This window comes from Sphingomonas sp. 2R-10, assembly GCF_030062225.1.
GTDB lineage: Bacteria > Pseudomonadota > Alphaproteobacteria > Sphingomonadales > Sphingomonadaceae > Sphingomonas.
Genome location: NZ_JASCXF010000024.1, coordinates 1 through 17,354, shown reverse-complemented (window position 1 = coordinate 17,354; position 17,354 = coordinate 1). Strand labels below are relative to the sequence as shown.

The window sequence follows — 17,354 nt, the reverse complement described above, 5'->3', positions numbered from 1 at the left end:
ATGGCCGGCATCACGAATCTTCGCCATCTGCTCGTCGTCACCAGCGCGCTCGTCGTGCCGGGGGTCGCATCGGCACAGGGCATGCCCGAAACCAATGTCGAAAAGGCGGCACGCGCGCCGGGCCAGCAGAGCGACACCGCCGCTCCGCCGCAATCGCCCGCCGCCCCGGTCGAGCCGGACGTCACCGATGCCGCCGCAGCGGAGATCGTCGTCACCGGCTTTCGCGAGAGCCTGACCAGCGCGATCAACATCAAGCGCAACAGCACCTCGGCAATCGACGCGATCAAGGCGGAGGATATCGCCGAGTTCCCCGACCTGAACCTCGCCGAATCGCTGCAACGCATTCCCGGTGTCGCGATCAGCCGGGTGAACGGCGAAGGGCGCAACATCTCGGTCCGCGGCCTCGGTCCCGAATACACCCGGGTGCGGATCAACGGGATGGAGGCGATCGGCACCACCGGCGGCACCGATAATTCCGGTGGCGTGAACCGGGGGCGCGGGTTCGACTTCAACATCTTCTCCTCCGACCTGTTCAACAGCCTCGCGGTGCGCAAGACCGCGACCGCCGATGTCGAGGAAGGGTCGCTCGGCGCGACGGTCGACCTGCAGACCGCACGACCGTTCGACTTCAAGGAAGCGACCGCCGTCGTGTCGGCGCAGGCGAGCTACAACGACCTGTCGGAAAAGGTGACGCCGCGCGTCTCGGCGCTGCTGACCACCACCTCGTCCGACGGGCGGTTCGGGGTGCTGCTGTCGGTCGCCTACGAACAGCGCAAGCTGCGGGAGGAAGGGGCGAACATCACCCGCTGGACCTATGGCGGGTTCAACGGCGGCTTCGCCCCCGGCTCGACGATCGCCGGAAAGACGATCGCACAGATCAACGACACCAACCCCGATACCGCACTGTTCCACCCGCGCATTCCCGGCCTCGTCAGCTACGACATCGAACAGGAACGGCTGGGTGCCGCGCTGTCGCTGCAGTTCCAGCCGACCGACGCGACGCTGCTGACGATCGACGGCCTGTATTCGCGGCTCGACGGCACCCGCACCGAATCGCAGTTCCAGGCGATCGGATTCAGCCGTTCGGGCACCGGCAAGCCGCAGACGATCATCCGCTCGGGCGTGGTCGATGACGACAACAACATCGTTTCGGGCACATTCGACAACGTCGACCTGCGCACGCAGGCGCGCTTCGACAAGCTGACCACCGATTTCTATCAGGTGACCGGCACGCTGGCGCAGGACATTGGCGACCGGGTGAAGGTCGGCGGCGTGGTCGGCTATGCCCTGTCCGACTTCCGCAATCCGGTCCAGACGACGGTGACGCTCGACGCGGCGAACACGCAGGGGTTCTTCTACGATTTCTCGACCCGGTTCCCGACCATCCGGCCGGGCGTGGACATCGCCAACCCGGCGACCTTCGCCTTCACCAGCGGCACGTCGGAAGTCCGCATCCGGCCGCAGACCGTCACCAACAGCTTCCTGAACGCCAAGGGCTTTCTCGAATGGCAGGCGAGCGACGGCATCAAGCTGAAGGTCGGTGCCGACTGGCGGCGATTCGACTACGACTCGACCGAACGCCGCCGCACCTCGGGCGAGAGCGTCGTCCAGACGCTGACCCCGGCGCAGATCGCGGCGGGCACCCGCCTGTACGACGGCTTTGGCAAGGGGATCGACGTGCCTGCGGGCACGCCCGGCGGCTGGATCGTGCCCGATCTGGCGGCGTTCGAGCAGCTCTACGGTCTCTATTCCAATCCGCTCTACGCGACCGGCGGCGTGGAGGCGACGTCGGCACGCGGGTCGTTCACCACGGTGCGCGAGGAAGACACCGGGTTATGGGCGATGGGCGAGTTCAACCTCGCCGACGCCGGGCTGCCGGTGCGCGGCGACGTCGGCGTGCGCTATGTCCGCACCGACCAGCGCTCGACCGGCTATGCCAGCCGCGGTACCGCCTTCGACTTGGTGGTGGCCGAGCGCGATTACGAGAACTGGCTGCCGTCGGGCAACATCGTGTGGGACATCACGAACACGCTGCTGTTCCGGGTCGGCGCGGCCAAGACGATTGCGCGCGCAGGCATCGGATCGCTGTCACCCGGCGGCAACGTCTCGATCTCGGGCGGCAATCGCGGCTTCTCCAGCGGAAACCCGGACCTGAAGCCGACCGAATCGACCAATCTCGACGTGGCGATCGAATGGTATCCGACGCGCGGGGCGCTTTACGCCGCGTCGTTCTTTCACAAGGACATCAGCACGTTCGTCCAGACGCTGAGCGTCGATGTGCCGTTCAGCGAACTGGGGCTGCCCGCCTCGATCCTCGCGGGTACCTCGGCATCGCCGACCGACGTCTTCATCGTCAGCCGGCCGGTCAATTCGGACGGTGGCAAGCTCAAGGGCTTCGAGGTCAACGTGCAGCAGCCGCTGACCTTCCTGCCGGGCATGCTCCGCAACTTCGGCGTGCTGGCGAACTATACCTATGTCGATTCGAACATCAGCTACCTGACCGGCACCGGCAGCGTCACCCAGCCGCTGATCGGCCTGTCGAAGCACGCCGCCAACGGCACGCTGTATTTCGAGACGCCGCGCTTCTCGGTTCGTGGCTCGGTCGCCTATCGCTCACGCTATCTGACCGCGGTGCCGGGGACCGAAGGCAACAGCTACAACGGCACCAGCGCCACCACCAACTTCGACGCCCAGCTTTCCTACAACGTCACCGACGCGTTCAAGCTGAGCCTCGAGGCGATCAACATCACCGATACGTTCAACGACCAGTTCGTGGACGAAAGCAACCGGCTGAACGTGCGCACCCATAGCGGACGGCAGATACTGGTCGGCGCGCGCTACGCTTTCTGAGGTACCGCGTAGGGGCTCTCCCCGCTACGCCCACTCGGCCGCCCTTCGGGGCGGCCTTTTTTCTTTGCGACATCGGCGTCGGCAGGACGGCTGGGGGACTATTGACCTCGCCGCATCCCGGCGAAGGCGTAGCCGGTAATGCCGCAAACCAGCAGCGCGATGCCCAACCCGATCGCCGCTCCCCAACGCGCCGCCACCGGCCCGGCGAGCAAGCCGCCAAGGACGAGGCCGATGATCGGCAGGACCACCAGCAGCAGGCAGCCGATCGCGATCATCGATCGGTCGCCCTAGGGGCTTTCGCGCTACGCGTCATGATCGGGGTTCCTTGCCGGCCAGTGCCGAACCGATACGCCGGCGTGCCACGACGCGAAAGGCCCGCGCCAGTTCTTCCCGCGCCAGATCGAGGTCGGCGCGGAAATGGGGATCCCCGTGGAGCCGTGCGACGATCGCAGCCGCCGCCTGCCTGCCCGCAGCCACCGCGCTGGCATTGTGGGCGCCGCAGATGACGCGGCTGTCGCCATATTCCCGGCCGCGTTCGAGGATATGGCTGGCGCGATCGGGTATGAGTTCTGCGATGACGAGCGCGACGCTCGTTCCCCAGCTGGTATGGCCGGACGGAAAGTCAAAGCTATGTTCCAGCGCGGCGCGCGGCTGGCATACCGGTCCGGGATCGATCAGGAACGGCCGCCGGCGGGCGTATCGCGGCTTCACCGCGTTGACCGCCGCCGCCACGTCACCCCGCATCCGCGTCAGCAGGCGGGCCAGTGCCGGTGTCGTCCGTACCGACAAGGGGCGACCGGCGGCGGGCGAGAAATCGGCAAGCATCGCCGGTATCGTCTCGTCGACGTCGCCGATCGCCTGGTTCCACCGGGGCGAGCCTTCCTGTGCCCGTGTCGAGCGGAACGCGGCGCGATCCGCCTCGTCCTCGATCGACCCGGTGGAGGGCGGGGGAGGCAACACGCCGGTGAGCGCGACCCCCGGTCCCGACAGATACCGTTGCGCCGCTGCGGGCGCGATGGCGACCGTCGATGCCAGCGCCAGCGCGATAATGCCTGCGGCCCGCATCAGTACCGGACCAGCGCGCCGATGTAGAAGGCCCGGCCGTTGTCGATCTCCTCGCGCAACAGGCCGAAATCGGGACCGAACATGCGCTGCGGCCGGAAATTGGTCAGGTTTCGGCCCTGCGCCACGATCGTCCAGTGCCGGTCGAGCTTGAGCCGGATCTGCGCATCGAACAGATCGCTGGTGGCATAGCGGCGATCCTGCAACGGGTCGGCGGTCGACACCGAATAGAGGATCGGCGACAGCCGGTTCCACGCGCCCTGCACCATCAGCGGCCCGGTATTGTAGAACAGCTTGACGTTGGCGACGGTGTTCGCGCTTTCGAACAGGCCGGACAGGCGTCGGCGCGTGACGTTGTCGGCCAGCGTCACCTCGGGCGGGGTCGGGTCGAGCAGCGTCAGGTTGGCGGAGAAGCCGAGCCCGTCGAGCGGGCCGGGCAGGAACCGCATCCTGGCGACGACCGCGTTCAGCTCGACGCCCTTCACGGTCGCACGACCGGCGTTCACCGGGCGGATGCGCGTGACGAGCTGCTGCTGGCCGTCGAACAGTTCGGTCGCCTGGTTGCGAACGGTCACGATCTCATCGTCGATGCGCTTGGCGAATGCCGCCGCCGAGAACAGGATGTCCCTGTTGACGTAATATTCGAGGCTGATGTCGTAATTGTCCGCCCGGCGCGGGTTCAGCGACGGATTGCCCGACGTAACGCTGATCGCGCCGGTCGAACTGTTGACGTTCACGGCCTCGCGCGCCGCCAGGTCGTCATAGTTGGGGCGGCCGAGCGTGCGACTGAATGCCGCGCGCAGCCGCAGCCGCCCGGTCACGTCCCAGTCTGCCTGTGCGGAGGGCAGCCAGTCGCTGTAGCTTTGTCCCTGTTGACCGGGGGTATACACGCCGCCCCGCAGACTGTTCGATGCGGTGGTCAGCGTCGTGCCTTCGAAACGCAGGCCGGCGGTCAGCCGCACCGTGTCGGTCGCATAGCGCGCCATCAGATAGGCGGCGGCGATGTCCTCGGTCAGCCGGTAATCCTGCTGCAGGTTACCCCCCGCATTGGCCGTGTTGGGGGCAAAGCTGCCGCGATTGGCGTCGAACACGCGTTGCGCCGCATCGGGATCGACGAACAGCATGCGGTAACCGCGGCCGTTATAGGGCGCATACCTCTCGCCCGCGAGTGCCGGCGCAAGCAGCAGCGTCGAGGCGGCGGTGTTGCGATAGTTGTCGATCGCGAAGTCGTAGCGTCGATCGAGGAAACGGGCATAGGCTCCGGCCGCCATGCCGAAACCGCGATCGTCGCCCTGCATGTTGACGCCGATGTTGGCGCGTGCGGTCAGCGCATTCTCGCGATTGTCGTCGCTGTTGGTGCCATATTCGAACTGGCGGTAATTCGCAGCTGTGCTCACGATGGCGGGATTGGCGAAGTCGAAATAGGTGAACCGGCCGGGCGTTATCTCGTACCGATAGGCGAGGTTCGGCGTGTTCGCGATGCGATAGGTCGCGAAGTTGGCATCCTGCCGGTAGGTGGCGATGGCGTAGTTGAGGCCGAAATCGGCGTGGATGCGGTCGGTCGGGGTCAGCTGGCCGTAGAAATCGGCATATCGCATGCGACGGGTCTGGTCATATTCCGCCAGATCGACCTGCGCCGACGCATTGCCGACGCTGCCGCCGCCCGCCGTCACATTGGTGAAGTTGGTGAAGCGGTTGGTCGCGGCGGTGACTGCGGTGTTCGCCGTGACGAGGTTCGATTGACGCTCCTCGTCATTGGTGTGCCGGAAATCGGCCAGCGTCAGCGCCGCCTTGAACCGCTCGTGGTCGTCGAATTCCAGCTTGCCGAACATGCCGTAGCGCTCGCGGACGTTGTCGTAATGGAGCCAGCGGCGGCGATCCGGGGCGACGAGGGCGTTCGACACGTCGTTGGTCGGCGACGTCAGGCGGGCGCCCGTCGCGGGATCGAAATAGAGATAGTTGTCGGTGGCCGAATTGAGCGAGGCGGAGTCGCGACGGAAGTAGCTGCCCGACACGACGACGCCGAATTTGCGATCGGGACCGAAGGTGGTCGACGCGATCAGTTCCGCCTGCCCCGATGGGCCGCGGTTGCCACGGGTACGCTCGAAGTCCCACTGACCTATGTCGAACCGCCCGCCGAAGAAGCTGCGCCCCTTGCCGTCAAAGGCGCTGCGCGTCCGCAGGTTGGCCGTTCCGCCGATCGCGTTGCCATTCATCGCCGCGGTCACGGACTTGTAGACTTCGACCCTGCTCGCCAGCGACGATGGAATGACGTCCATCGACACGTTGCGCCGCCCGATTTCATTGGCGGGCAGGGTGACGCCGTCGATCTGGACGAGGTTGTAGTCGGCGTTCAAGCCGCGGATCGACAGGAATTGCGCCTCGCCGCGCGCATTGTTCTGGATGGTGGACACGCCGGGGACGCGGGTCAGCGCCTCGCCCAGGCCGAAGTCCGGCAACGTCCCGATCTCGTCCGAACTGATGCTGTCGGATATCACGGGAATTGCGCGCTTCGCCTCGATCTCGCGTACCGCCTGAAGCCGGGCGCCGGTGACGACGATCTCCGCTTCGGGCTGCGGCGGGGCGGGCGGCGCCTCCTGCGCATGCGCGCCGAGCGGCAGGGACGTGGAAAGCAGCAACAGGCCGCGGTGGATCGTGAACAGCTTCATGACAGTCCCCCCTGTTCGGACAGCATCGACGTGCGGTCTCATTTAATAACTATAGGTGACATAACGATGACGGTCGAGTAGAAAGATCGTGGTCAACAAATCAGGAGGGGCCGATGCCAGGCTGGACGTTGAGATTCGGGATCGCCGTAGCGGCTGCCGGTGCGTGCCCGGCATGGGCCGCCGACCGGCTATATGCCTGTGGCGACGATCAGGTTCGCGAGTACGAGGTCTCGGACACGGGCGTCGCGCGCGAGGTCTGGCGGTGGAGTGCCGCGGATGCGGCGGACCTGCCCGACGGGTATCGACGAACGCTGCTGTCCAAGATCGACGACTGCAAGCCGGTCGACGGGGGGCGGTCGATCCTCGTCACGGCTTCGACCGGTGGGGTCGCACTGGTCAACCGCGCGACCGGTCGGGTTTCGTTCCGCGCGACCGCGCCGATGGCGCATTCCGCCGATGCGTTGCCCCACGGCCTGATCGCCGTCGCCCTTTCGATCCATCGCGACGGCGACCGGCTCGAACTCTACGACCGGCGTCGAAGCGAGGCTCCGCTCCTCCATATGCCGTTGCCATCGGGTCACGGCGCCGTGTGGGACGCGAGACGCCGCCGCCTGTTCGTTCTGTCGCACGATCTGATCCAGGCTTACCGCATCGGCGGCACCGCTGCCGCGCCGGCGCTGGTGGAGGCCGCGCGCTGGACGCTGCCGGGGCGCCGCGACGGACATGACCTTTCGTACCGCTCCGGCGGCAATTATCTGGTGACGACCGACGACGGCGTATGGACCTTCGATCCGGGCAAGGGCACGTTCGCCGCGCTGCCGACGCTCAACCCCAAACTGCGCGTCAAGGCGGTCAGCTTCACGGGCGATGGCAACAAGGGCCGTCTCGCATGGGTGCAGGCGGAGGAGAGCTGGTGGGCGAAGGGGTTCACGATCGCACGCGCGGACGGCAGCGATCCGGTGCGGGTGCCGGTGGAGGGAATGCATCTCTACAAGGTCCGCTGGATCGACTGAGGTGGCGGCAGGTGTTGGTGGTCTATTGCATCGCCCACACCGGCAAGAGCCTCTTGTGGGCGGCGGGCGACCTGCTGACCCTGTACATCCTCGTCAGCCGCTACGGCATGGCTCCGGCGCTGGCCGGAGCGCTGTTCCTTGCCGGACTGACCGCCAGCGCGCTGGCCGATCTCGCGGTCGGCGCGTGGCTGACGCGACGACCGCGGGACGCCGCGCCGTTGGCCGCAGGCGCGCTGTGCGTGGCTGGCGTCGCCTTCCCCTTGACGATGCTGTCGGCTCCGCTCGGCGCCGGTATGGTGCTGGTCGCGGCATTGCTGTTCCGGATCGCCTACGCCGGCTGCGACGTTCCGCACAATGCGTTGATGGGCCGGCTGGCGGATGATCCGGCGCGTGCCACGGCGTTGTCGCGTGGCCGGACCCTCGGCACCGGTATCGCATCCATCGTTGCGGCAGGCTGCATCGGTCTCATCGGCGACATCGGCATCGGCCCGATGCTGTGGGGGATCGGCGCGGCCGCGACGCTGCTGGGCCTCGCCATGGTGCCGTTGCTGACGCTCTTCCCGCTCGCTCCCGAAGGAAGGTCGCCCAGATCCGGATTCCGGCCGGGCCTGCCGGCGACGTTCCTGTTCGCCAGCGTGATCGGCATCGTGGCGCTGGGCGCACTGGGCAAGGCGATGCTCCATTTTTCCGATATGCCGGCGCCGATGCAGGGCGTGTCGATGCTCGTCATCCTGATCGTGGGGCGAACCGCATCGGCGTTCGTTCCGTTGCCCATGTCCTCTACCCGTCAGGGACTGACCCTTCTCGCAGCGATCTATGCCGTATCGGCGGTGGTGCCGGTCCTCTTCATCGTGCCGGAAGCGCAATCTGCTGCGCCCCTGTTGCTCGGCGTCGCGATGGGCCTGTCCAATCTGGTGGGCTGGGCGCTGCTATCCATGCTGGCTCGGGACGCCCGCGACTACGGCTTCTACACCATGGCATCCAAACTTGCCCTCGGGGCGGCGGGCCTCGCGCTCGCCGGCGGCCTCGGGGGTTTGCCGATGTTCACGGCGCATGGCTTTCGGCTTTTCGCCAGCGGCATCGCATCGGCCTGCATCGTCGCTGCCGTCCTGTGCTTGACATGCCGTCCCCGCCGCGACCTTCATGCAGCATGAACGGCATCAGCGCAGGCGAATTTCCCTCACGGTTCCTGCGGGAAGACGGCAGGCGGACTGCGACCGCGAACGAACGGGTATTGCTCGACCTGCTTTCCCGCCACGGTCCGGCAAGCCGGGCGGATCTTGCGCGATTGACGGGACTTGCACCGCATTCGATCACGCGGCTGGTCGAGCCGCTCCTTTCGCGCGGGCTGATCGCGGAAGCCGCGCCCGTCGCACAGGGCCGGGGCAAGCCAAGTACCGCGCTTCACCTGATCGGCAGCGCCGCCTTTTCCGTCGGCCTGTCGGTCATGACCGATGCGGTGTCGCTGGTACTGCTCGACCTCGCCGGTACGATCGCCGCCATGCATACCGAACGGCTGGAGGACACGGCGATCGTGCCGGCCTGCCGCCAGATCGCGCGCCTCATCGACGGCGCCGTGGCGGAGGCGGGATGGGATCGCGCCGCGCTGGTGGGCATCGGGGTCGGCGTCACCGGGTATTTCATCGGTGACGGGGCCCGGCTGAATCCGCCGCAACTGCTCGACGCATGGGCATTGGTGCCGCTGGACACGATCCTCGCCGACGCGTTCGATGCCAGGGTCTGGGTCGACAATGACGGCAATGTCGCCGCGATCGGCGAAGACATGCTGGGTCATGGCCGGACCACCAGGGACTTCGCCTACCTGTACTTCTCCGCCGGTTTCGGAGGCGGCGTCGTCGCGGCCGGCCGGTCGCTGCGCGGTCGTCACGGCAATGCCGGCGAGTTCGCCTCGATCCTGCCCACCGACTGGCCGCAGCCCAACCTCGAAACCCTGCGCCGCAGTTTCGTCGAAACCGGGCTGGCATTTGCCGACATTCAGGCGATGCTCGATGCCTTCGACGCGGATCATCCTGCGGTCGGTCGCTGGCTGGACACCGTGACGCCGTCGCTCAACCTCGTCGCGTCGGCGATCTCGGCAACGCTCGATCCGGAAATGATCGTGCTGGGGGGCCGGATGCCGCCTGCACTGGCGCAGCGCATCGTCGAACGCATCGCGTTCACCAATCCCGAGCGCCGCGGCTTTCACCGGCCCGCGCCACGGATCGTCGGTTCGGCAATGGGCGGCGATGCGACGGCGATCGGTGCCGCGACGCTTCCCCTGCGGGCGGCCTTCTTCGATCGCGACGGCAGCGCGGAATGATAGTTCTCGTGCAGGCGGGCACCGGCCGCATCCGTCCCGGACCTCCCGCGCAGGACTATCGAAGCGGCGCCCCGTATTCCTGCGGTGCTCCATCCAGGCGGACCTCGATCCGATCGAGCAGCAGGCCGGGGGAGGCGGCGAACAGTTCGAGCGTGTGGCGACCGGCCGGGAACTGCGGCAAGGTAACCGAGCGAACCGCCGTGTTGCTCAGCATGTTGCGCTTCCATTCGTCGCTGCGCCCGAACGTCGCATAGTCGAGCGTCTGAAGCGCGCCGCCATCGACGCGCAGTCGCAGGCGCAGGTCGTGCGACGCGGTCAGGGGATGGGTCGGCGACAGCACGACGCGGATGTCGGCATTTCCCCGCGCGTCGGTGTCGAAGCGATAGGTGAGCGGCGATGTCGCCGTGTTCCCGGACGAAAGGGTCAGGCGACTGCGCAGCATTCCCGCGAACCCGGGCACGCCTTCCCAATCGGGACTGGTCGCGCTTGCCGGCGACAGGGTGATGATCCGGTTGATGATCGGTGGTTCGCCGTTTGCCGGCGTGACGATACGGATCGGGATGTCCAGCGTCCTGCCGCCGCAGGTCACGCGCATTCCGCTCGAACCGCTTCCGTCATGGCTCAGCGCTATCCGGGTCCGATAGCCGTTGCCGGCGTGCAGGCTGCCGCGCGTGGCAGAAGCCACGAAGCCCCGTGGCGGCGCCAGCGACCATGCGGCATCCGTCCCGCCCGAATAGAGGGTGAAGCCCCGCGTCCTTGCCTCACCCGCCACATACGCCAGATCGCCGCCGTCTATTCCGCAGGCATCCTGTCGCGGCAGGGGGACGTGCGCGAAGGCAGGGGTACGGAATACTGGAAGGTTGCGCGGCGCGGCGTTCATCATTCCCCGCCATTTGCCGTCGTTCAGCGCGTTGTAGGTCGCGGTATCGTCGACGATGCGTTGCTGGGCGATGCGGGCCTGTTCGGATAAAGCGTTCATGTCCGCGCGCACGACGTTGCCCACGCGATTGATCGCTTCCGACGAACTGCCCGGCACGATCGGTGCGCGCAGCGCCTTGGCATGTTCCTGCGCCAGATCGAGTTTCAGGATGCGCTCGTTCAGGCTCGCCGCGCCGCGCACCGGATAGAGTATGAGCTGGAAGAATGCGTCGCGCCGGTCGGCGGGCAGCGTGGCTCCGATCGCTTCCGCCTCGGTCACCAGCGCTGCGTGGCGATCGAGCCGCCGCTCGGCTTCGTCCCCGCCGCTGCGCAGATACTCGCTGGTGCGGACCGGCGTGACCGGTTCGACCTGGCTGAACCCCATGAACTCGGGTCGTCGTTCGAAGGCGAGATCGTAATAGCCGAGCATCAATCCGGCGATCCGGTCCGCAACGCCGTCACCGAACTGCCGCGCCGCCCAGTCACGCATATGGGTGCGCGGCGCCTGCGCGAAGGTGCGATGGTCGAACGCGAGATCGAGGAAGTATTGGGTCAGATATTCACCCGGCTTGATATCGCCGACATTCACTACCCACAGCTTGCGGGCCTGCGATTGCCACGCGCGGTCCATCTGTTCGCGGACCAGCGCCGGGTGCGTCGTCGCCAGCCACAGATAGTCGTGCGGCCGCCCCCAGTAGGACAGGTGGTAATAGACCCCCGACCCGCCGCGCCGCGCCTGTTCGGCCGGGGTCGGCAGCTGCGCGATATAGCCGTAATTGTTGTCGGGCCACACCAGCGTCACGTCGTCCGGCACCGTCAGCCCGGCGCCATAGGTGTCGAGGACTTCCTTGTACAGCGTCAGCGCCTGCGGCACCTGCGCCGCCGGTCGGCCTTGCGCCCTTGCCAGCAGGTCGCGCTGGACCGCGATCGCCTGCGCCGTCGCGTCGCGCGCCTGTTCGGGGGTGTCGGCGCCTTCCATCGCCGAGTCATGCTTGCCGCGCAGGCCGATCGAATAGAGGTGTTCGCCGTCCTTCACGGCCTCGACCCGCTCGCGCCAGTAATCGATCATCCCGGCGCGATTGGTGAAGAAGTTGAACGGGCCGCGCACCCGCTCATCCCATTCGCGGACGTTGTTGCGTAGCATCGGTTCGGCATGCGACGTGCCGACGACGATGTCATGGGCGCGCGCCGCCGCCGCGTTGCCGGGTATCTGGTAGAAGGGCGTGGTGCTGTCGTGCATCGCCGGCCAGATCAGATTGGCCTTCAGCCGCCACATCAGTTCGAAGATGCGCGCATAGGTTCCGGGCCCGATATCGCCGACCTGCGGCTCGAACGTCTTCGCCGCCCAGGGTTGCAGCCCCCAATCCTCGTCGTTCAGGAAGATGCCGCGATACTGGACCGATGGCGAGGCCGACAGTCGCAGCGCGCCATCGACCCGCAACCGGTCGACCCGGCGCGGCGTCACGTCCGCCCACCATTCCCATGCCGACACGCCCAGCTCGCGCGTCAGGTCGACGACGCCCCACACGCTTCCCCGGCGGTCCGATCCGGCGATCAGCAGATAGCGCCGCGACGGATGACGCCTCGATCGGACCAGCATCCGCCCATAGCGTTCCCACGTCCCGTCCAGTGCCGAAAGGTCGATGCCGGCATCCGCCACGACCGCGCGGACCAGCGCCGAATCCAGCGTCCCGATCACCACGCACAGTCGGGCGCAGGAGGAGACATCGTCCGCGACGACCGTCGTGCGACCGGTCAGTTGCCGGAGGTCGCGGGCGAGCAGGGCACCCGCGAGTCCGGCGGAAGAGGAACCGTCATGGACGATCCCGGCGACCGTCCGCCCGTCGAACAGCACCGCATCCTGCGCGCCCGCCGCCGCCGGCACCGCCAGCGCAGCGACGGCACCCAGCCAGCGCCACATGCCGTCACCGCGGCCCATGAAAATCGGCCTCGACGATCGCCAGTCGCCACCCGGCGGGCACCGCATCGGCCCCGGTATCGCCCGCCTGCCGCGCGGTCGCCAGTTCGACGATCCTGCCGAACGCGTCGCGATCCCCGGTCGGCCCGACCTGCGTGATCCGCACCACTTGCCCGGTGGCGGCGGGGAAGGGGATCGCCGCATAGCCCAGCTGCCGCTCGGTCTCGCCGCGCCACACCTCGCGGCCGTCGACATGGATCGCGAGCGGATAGGCGCGCGATCGCCATCCGACCAGCTTCAGCTCGATCTCGTTCAACGTCACCGGCCGGGCGAAGCGATACTCGATCCATGCCTTGCCCGGCGTGCCGTCGCTCACCCAGCGCGACAGTTCGTTGTCGTCGAACGTCCTCGCCGCATCGCCCTGATTCGATCCGGCGGTGACGGCGACCGGCACCTGCGTCGACCGGGTGATCTTGAGCGAGCCCCCGGCCGGGGTCGGTCCGCGCGTCAACAGCCCCGGCTGTGCCGCCTCGGCAAAGTCGCGCGACAGTCCACCCGACACCGGCCCGGCGGCGACCGTCGGGATGGCCAGCGTCGCCGTCTTCAACCCAGGCGCGCTTGCCGTCAGCCGGACGGTGCCACGCGCCTGTCCGGCCCGCAACAGCACGCGGTTCACACCGCCCTCGACCGGCAGCGTGCGCGACAGGATGTAGTTGTCCTCGCTGCGCGCGGTCCCGGCCGTCGGCGTGGTTCCCGGTACGACCTCGCCCTGCACCGCCTGCGTCGGGCGCGTCTTGCCGGTGCTGTCGCCCTGCGCGATGCCACCGCGCCATTCGGCGGGACCGCCTAGCGTGAAGGCGACCTTGTCGTTCGCGGTCGGCACGCGGCGCCCCTGCGCGTCGACGACCTCGACATCGACCAGCGCGATGTCCGCGCCGTCCATCACGAACCCGCGCGGGCCCGTGCGTGGGGTGAGCTTGAGCGCGACCGGTGTGCCGACGGTCTGGACGACATGCTCCGACCGGCGGCCGTCGGTTCCGGTCGCCACGGCGCGCAGTTCGCCCGCCTGCCACGGCACCGCCTGCCATTCGAACAGGAACCCGCTGGAGCGCCTGCCCACCCCGAGCGACCGGCCGTTGAGGAACAGTTCGACCGTAGCGCCATTCGATACCACGCTGACCGGCTTGCGGGTGTCCGGCGCGTAGTTCCAGTGCCCGATGATGTGCGTGGCCGGCTTCTCGGGATCGACCCAGCCGTTCCACATCACCCGATGCGCGTAATAGCCCTGTTTGGGCAGGCGTACCGCATCGACTTCACCCGACCGGCGATAATTGTTGTCGCCGCGATAATGGGTGTTGCTGTCGGACCAGATGATGTTGACCCCGCCCGAACTGACCCGTCGCCCGGTGCCGGGCCGGATGCGGTAATAGTCGTACCACCGGCGGACATCCTCGATCGCGTGACTGTCTTGGTTGCGGTTATAGTCCGGGGAATCCTTGTGGAACGGGGCGGTATGTTCGTCCTGATACAGTCGCGCACCCTCGTCGCGGCTATATTCCATCGCCCACATCGGATGCTTCGCGCTCTTGTTCAGGTACAGCATCTCGCCGCCATATTCGGCGGTCCCGCTGTCGAGCATCTCGCGCGATCCGATCGCCCGGCCGCCATGCGGGTCGTGCGCGTCGCGGATGGCCTTCATCTCCGCCATGTGCGGTTCGCTGATGCTCTCGTTGCCGCTTTCGTAGAACAGGATCGACGGGTTGTTGCGATTGTAGAGGATCGCGTCGCGCATCAGTTCCTTGCGCTGGTCCCAGCGGCGACCCTCCACGTCATGCTCGGCGTCGCCAGCCGGCATCGCCTGCGGTAGGCCGACGCGGTCGGCACTTTCGATATCCTGCTTCGACGGGGTGATGTGCATCCAGCGGACCAGATTGCCGCCGCTCTCCACCATCAGCGCATTGGAGAAATCGCTGATCCATGGCGGAATCGAAACGCCGACCGCCGGCCATTCGTTCGAGGTCCGCTGGGCATAGCCATGGACCTGCATCACCCGTCCGTTCAACCGGATCATGCCGTCGCCAAATCCGGTCGAGCGGAACCCGGTCAGCGTATCGACCGCGTCGATCACCTTGCCCGCTTCGGTCAGGCTGGTGGTGACGCGGTAGAGATAGCCATAGCCCCAGCTCCAGAAGTTCAGGCCTGTCAGCCGCCGCGCGGCGGTCAGCGTCCGGGTTTCGCCGGGCGCCAGTGTCGCGCTGCCGCCATCGACCCGCGCGACGACGCGTCCGGCCGCGTCGCGCACCTCGACCCGGTAACCGATCGTGCGGGGGCGGTTCTCCTCGTTGCGGACCTGCGTCTCGGCATGGATCGTGGCGGTGCGCGCCGCGATGTCGAAGCCGTCGGCCCAGACATATTGCCCGGTTGTGCCAAGCGTCGAATAGAGCGGCAGCGTCTGATAGGTTCGCGGGGTCAGGTGCAGCCGGACGTTCTTCGTGATCCCGCCATAGTTCACGTTGAAGTTGCGGTCGTTCCACTGGAAGCCGCTTCCGGTCGCGCGTTCCTTGTATCGCCAGTCGTTGTCGACCCGCACGGCGATCACATTCTCGCCGGGCTTGAGCGCTGCGGTGATGTCCGCGCCGAACGCCATCGCGCCATGTTCCGACAGGGCGACCGGGTTGCCGTTGATCCAGACCTGGGCGGCCTGCCGGACGCCTTCGAATTCGAGGAACGCCTTGCCCTGTTCGGCGCGTACGGGAAGCGTGATACGCTTGCGATACCAGTTGATCGCTGTCGACAGGTCCTTGATGTCCCGCGCGAATGCTTCGCGCTCGTTGAACGCGTGCGGCAGCGTCGCGCGGCTCCAGCGTCGATCGTCGAAGATCGCCGCCTGCGCGCCGGCCGGGTCCCCCGTCGTCGTCAGCCATTCCGCATTGAGATTATAGGTCGCGCGCAACGATCGGACGACGCTGGAGGCGTCATGTGCCGACGCGGACGTCGCCAGTGCCAATGCGGTAATGGACGCTGCAAACAATGATCGCATCCGACATTCCCATATCATGGTATATGCGTCCATGATGTGAATATGGGCTGCTTGAAGCAAGGCGAAATCGGCATATTCGTCAGCCAAAATCGATTGTCAGGGTTTGATCCGTCCGGCTGGAACGTCACCCCGGCGAAGGCTGGTGTCTCCATCGGCTCCTGCTGCGCGCTACTACCGGGAGATCCCGGCCTTCGCCGGGATGACGCCCGTTTCAGCAGGGATGGATCAAACTCCGGAAGGCTTTCGCAGGCGTCATCATATCGCAACATTATCCCATCATATTAATGGGACATGGAAACGAAATGCTCCGCGCATCCGGCGCGAAGGATCCTCATCGGGAGGATCGAAACCCTGGCTATCGGCCAGACCGACGCAACCCTCGGCTTCGAGGGGAGGCTGGCCGCAGAGAACGGCTGGAGCGAAGCCTTCGCGGCACGGGTCGCGACCGAATATCGTCGCTTCCTCGCCCTGATCGCGATTGGTGACGAACAACTCACCCCATCGGACGCGGTGGATCAGGCGTGGCACCTGCACCTAGCCTATACCCGCGATTATTGGCACGGCCTGTGCCGTGACATCGTCGGGCGCGACATCCACCACGAACCGACCAGCGGCGGTCCCGAGCAGCGCGAACGGTATCGCGACCGCTATGCTTTCACCCTCGACCATTATCGCGCCACCTTTGGCGAATCGCCCCCCGCCGACATCTGGCCCGACCCCGCCGAGCGCTTCGCCGGACGGTTCGTCCGCATCGATCTGGAGCAGCCGCCCGCTCCGGCCGGGGCGAGATGGACGGCGCTCGGGGCCGGCGTGATGGCGGTGATGGTCGTCGCGGGACAGCATTGGGCGGTCGCCGTGATGCTGGCCGTCATCGCGATCGTCGCGCTGTGCCAATTGTTCGGTCGCCTTCGCCGCGGTGGCTGGGACGGGTTCGAAGGGGATTTCGGCGGGATCGACGGATCGGACGGTGGCGATGGCGGGTGCGGGGGTGGCTGCAGTTGAGCGAACACCCCGGAGAACGCGTCCGGTCCGCCCTATCGCGTCTTTCCGAGCGCTGCGGCCCGGCGGGCGTCGGAGGCGGCTCGTTCGGGTTTGCCGAGCCGGGCCTGTACGATGCCGCGATAATGATAGCCGCGGGCGTCGCGCGGGCTGCGCCGCACCGCGCGGTCGAGATCGGCGAGAGCGCCTGCATCGTCGCCGGCCTCCATCCGCAGCAGCGCGCGGTTGACCAGCGCGTCGGCGGTCGGCTCGACGCCAATCGCACGGTCGAGCGTGGCCAGCGCACCGGCACGATCGCCTTGCCATGCGCGCAGCACCGCGTCGCCGGTCAGCGCTTCCGCCCGCCCCTTGGCCCCCGGTGCCGCCAGCCCGAACCGGGCGCGGCATTCGGCCAGCGTGCGTCGCGGATCGGCGACGGTACACCGGGTCCAGTCGTTCCGGACCGGTTCGCGCGGTTGCACGAGCCGGGCACCGGTAACCACCATGTCTTCGGTCGGCATCGCCGCGACTTGTTGTGGTGCGGCCGCATCAGGGGGGGGCGGCCGCAACACAACAAGTCGCGGCG

Annotated in this window: 11 protein-coding genes; 5 read left to right on the top strand and 6 right to left on the bottom strand. The window is 67.2% G+C overall.

Annotated elements, in window-relative coordinates:
* Positions 1–2,850 carry a TonB-dependent receptor gene (locus QLH51_RS12325; protein WP_206429134.1) on the top strand — a complete coding sequence of 950 codons (2,850 nt, stop codon included), beginning with the start codon at positions 1–3 and terminating at the stop codon, positions 2,848–2,850.
* Positions 2,851–2,948: 98 nt separating this feature from the next.
* Here the strand turns inward: QLH51_RS12325 and QLH51_RS12320 are convergent, their stop codons facing one another.
* From QLH51_RS12320 to QLH51_RS12310, 3 genes are read right to left on the bottom strand one after another with little or no spacing between them, the layout of a single operon-like run.
* Positions 2,949–3,125 carry a hypothetical protein gene (locus QLH51_RS12320; RefSeq protein WP_164516183.1) on the bottom strand — a complete coding sequence of 59 codons (177 nt, stop codon included), beginning with the start codon at positions 3,123–3,125 and terminating at the stop codon, positions 2,949–2,951.
* Between the two features lie 34 nt (positions 3,126–3,159).
* Positions 3,160–3,915 (bottom strand): acid phosphatase, encoded by a 756-nt coding sequence (locus tag QLH51_RS12315; protein ID WP_125659755.1) that lies wholly within the window; start codon positions 3,913–3,915, stop codon positions 3,160–3,162.
* Complete coding sequence (locus QLH51_RS12310; protein ID WP_125659758.1) at positions 3,915–6,581, bottom strand: TonB-dependent receptor; 2,667 nt, start codon at positions 6,579–6,581, stop codon at positions 3,915–3,917. The genes QLH51_RS12315 and QLH51_RS12310 overlap by 1 nt, the downstream gene beginning before the upstream one ends.
* A gap of 113 nt (positions 6,582–6,694) precedes the next feature.
* Between QLH51_RS12310 and QLH51_RS12305 the strand changes: the two genes are divergently transcribed.
* The 3 genes from QLH51_RS12305 to QLH51_RS12295 all read left to right on the top strand — a co-directional run bounded on the left by QLH51_RS12305 (position 6,695) and on the right by QLH51_RS12295 (position 9,914).
* A complete protein-coding gene (locus QLH51_RS12305; RefSeq protein ID WP_125659761.1) occupies positions 6,695–7,594 on the top strand; it encodes a DUF6528 family protein in 900 nt (299 codons plus the stop codon).
* Between the two features lie 11 nt (positions 7,595–7,605).
* A complete protein-coding gene (locus QLH51_RS12300; protein ID WP_125659763.1) occupies positions 7,606–8,748 on the top strand; it encodes a hypothetical protein in 1,143 nt (380 codons plus the stop codon).
* A 134-nt stretch (positions 8,749–8,882) separates the two neighbouring features.
* Entirely contained in the window at positions 8,883–9,914 is a 1,032-nt protein-coding gene (locus QLH51_RS12295; RefSeq protein ID WP_336620699.1) for an ROK family protein, read from the top strand.
* Positions 9,915–9,969: 55 nt separating this feature from the next.
* Here the strand turns inward: QLH51_RS12295 and QLH51_RS12290 are convergent, their stop codons facing one another.
* On the bottom strand, positions 9,970–12,771 hold the full coding sequence (locus QLH51_RS12290; RefSeq protein ID WP_206429135.1) for a glycosyl hydrolase 115 family protein: 2,802 nt from the start codon (positions 12,769–12,771) through the stop codon (positions 9,970–9,972).
* Positions 12,758–15,790, bottom strand: coding sequence for a glycoside hydrolase family 2 protein (locus QLH51_RS12285; RefSeq protein ID WP_206429136.1), 3,033 nt, complete (start codon positions 15,788–15,790; stop codon positions 12,758–12,760). The genes QLH51_RS12290 and QLH51_RS12285 overlap by 14 nt, the downstream gene beginning before the upstream one ends.
* 291 nt (positions 15,791–16,081) lie before the next feature.
* Between QLH51_RS12285 and QLH51_RS12280 the strand changes: the two genes are divergently transcribed.
* Complete coding sequence (locus QLH51_RS12280; protein ID WP_241217955.1) at positions 16,082–16,792, top strand: glycine-rich domain-containing protein; 711 nt, start codon at positions 16,082–16,084, stop codon at positions 16,790–16,792.
* Positions 16,793–16,824: 32 nt separating this feature from the next.
* On the opposite strand, the gene QLH51_RS12275 is transcribed toward QLH51_RS12280, so the two are convergent.
* Positions 16,825–17,289 carry a tetratricopeptide repeat protein gene (locus QLH51_RS12275; protein WP_125659773.1) on the bottom strand — a complete coding sequence of 155 codons (465 nt, stop codon included), beginning with the start codon at positions 17,287–17,289 and terminating at the stop codon, positions 16,825–16,827.
* Positions 17,290–17,354 lie beyond the last annotated feature (65 nt).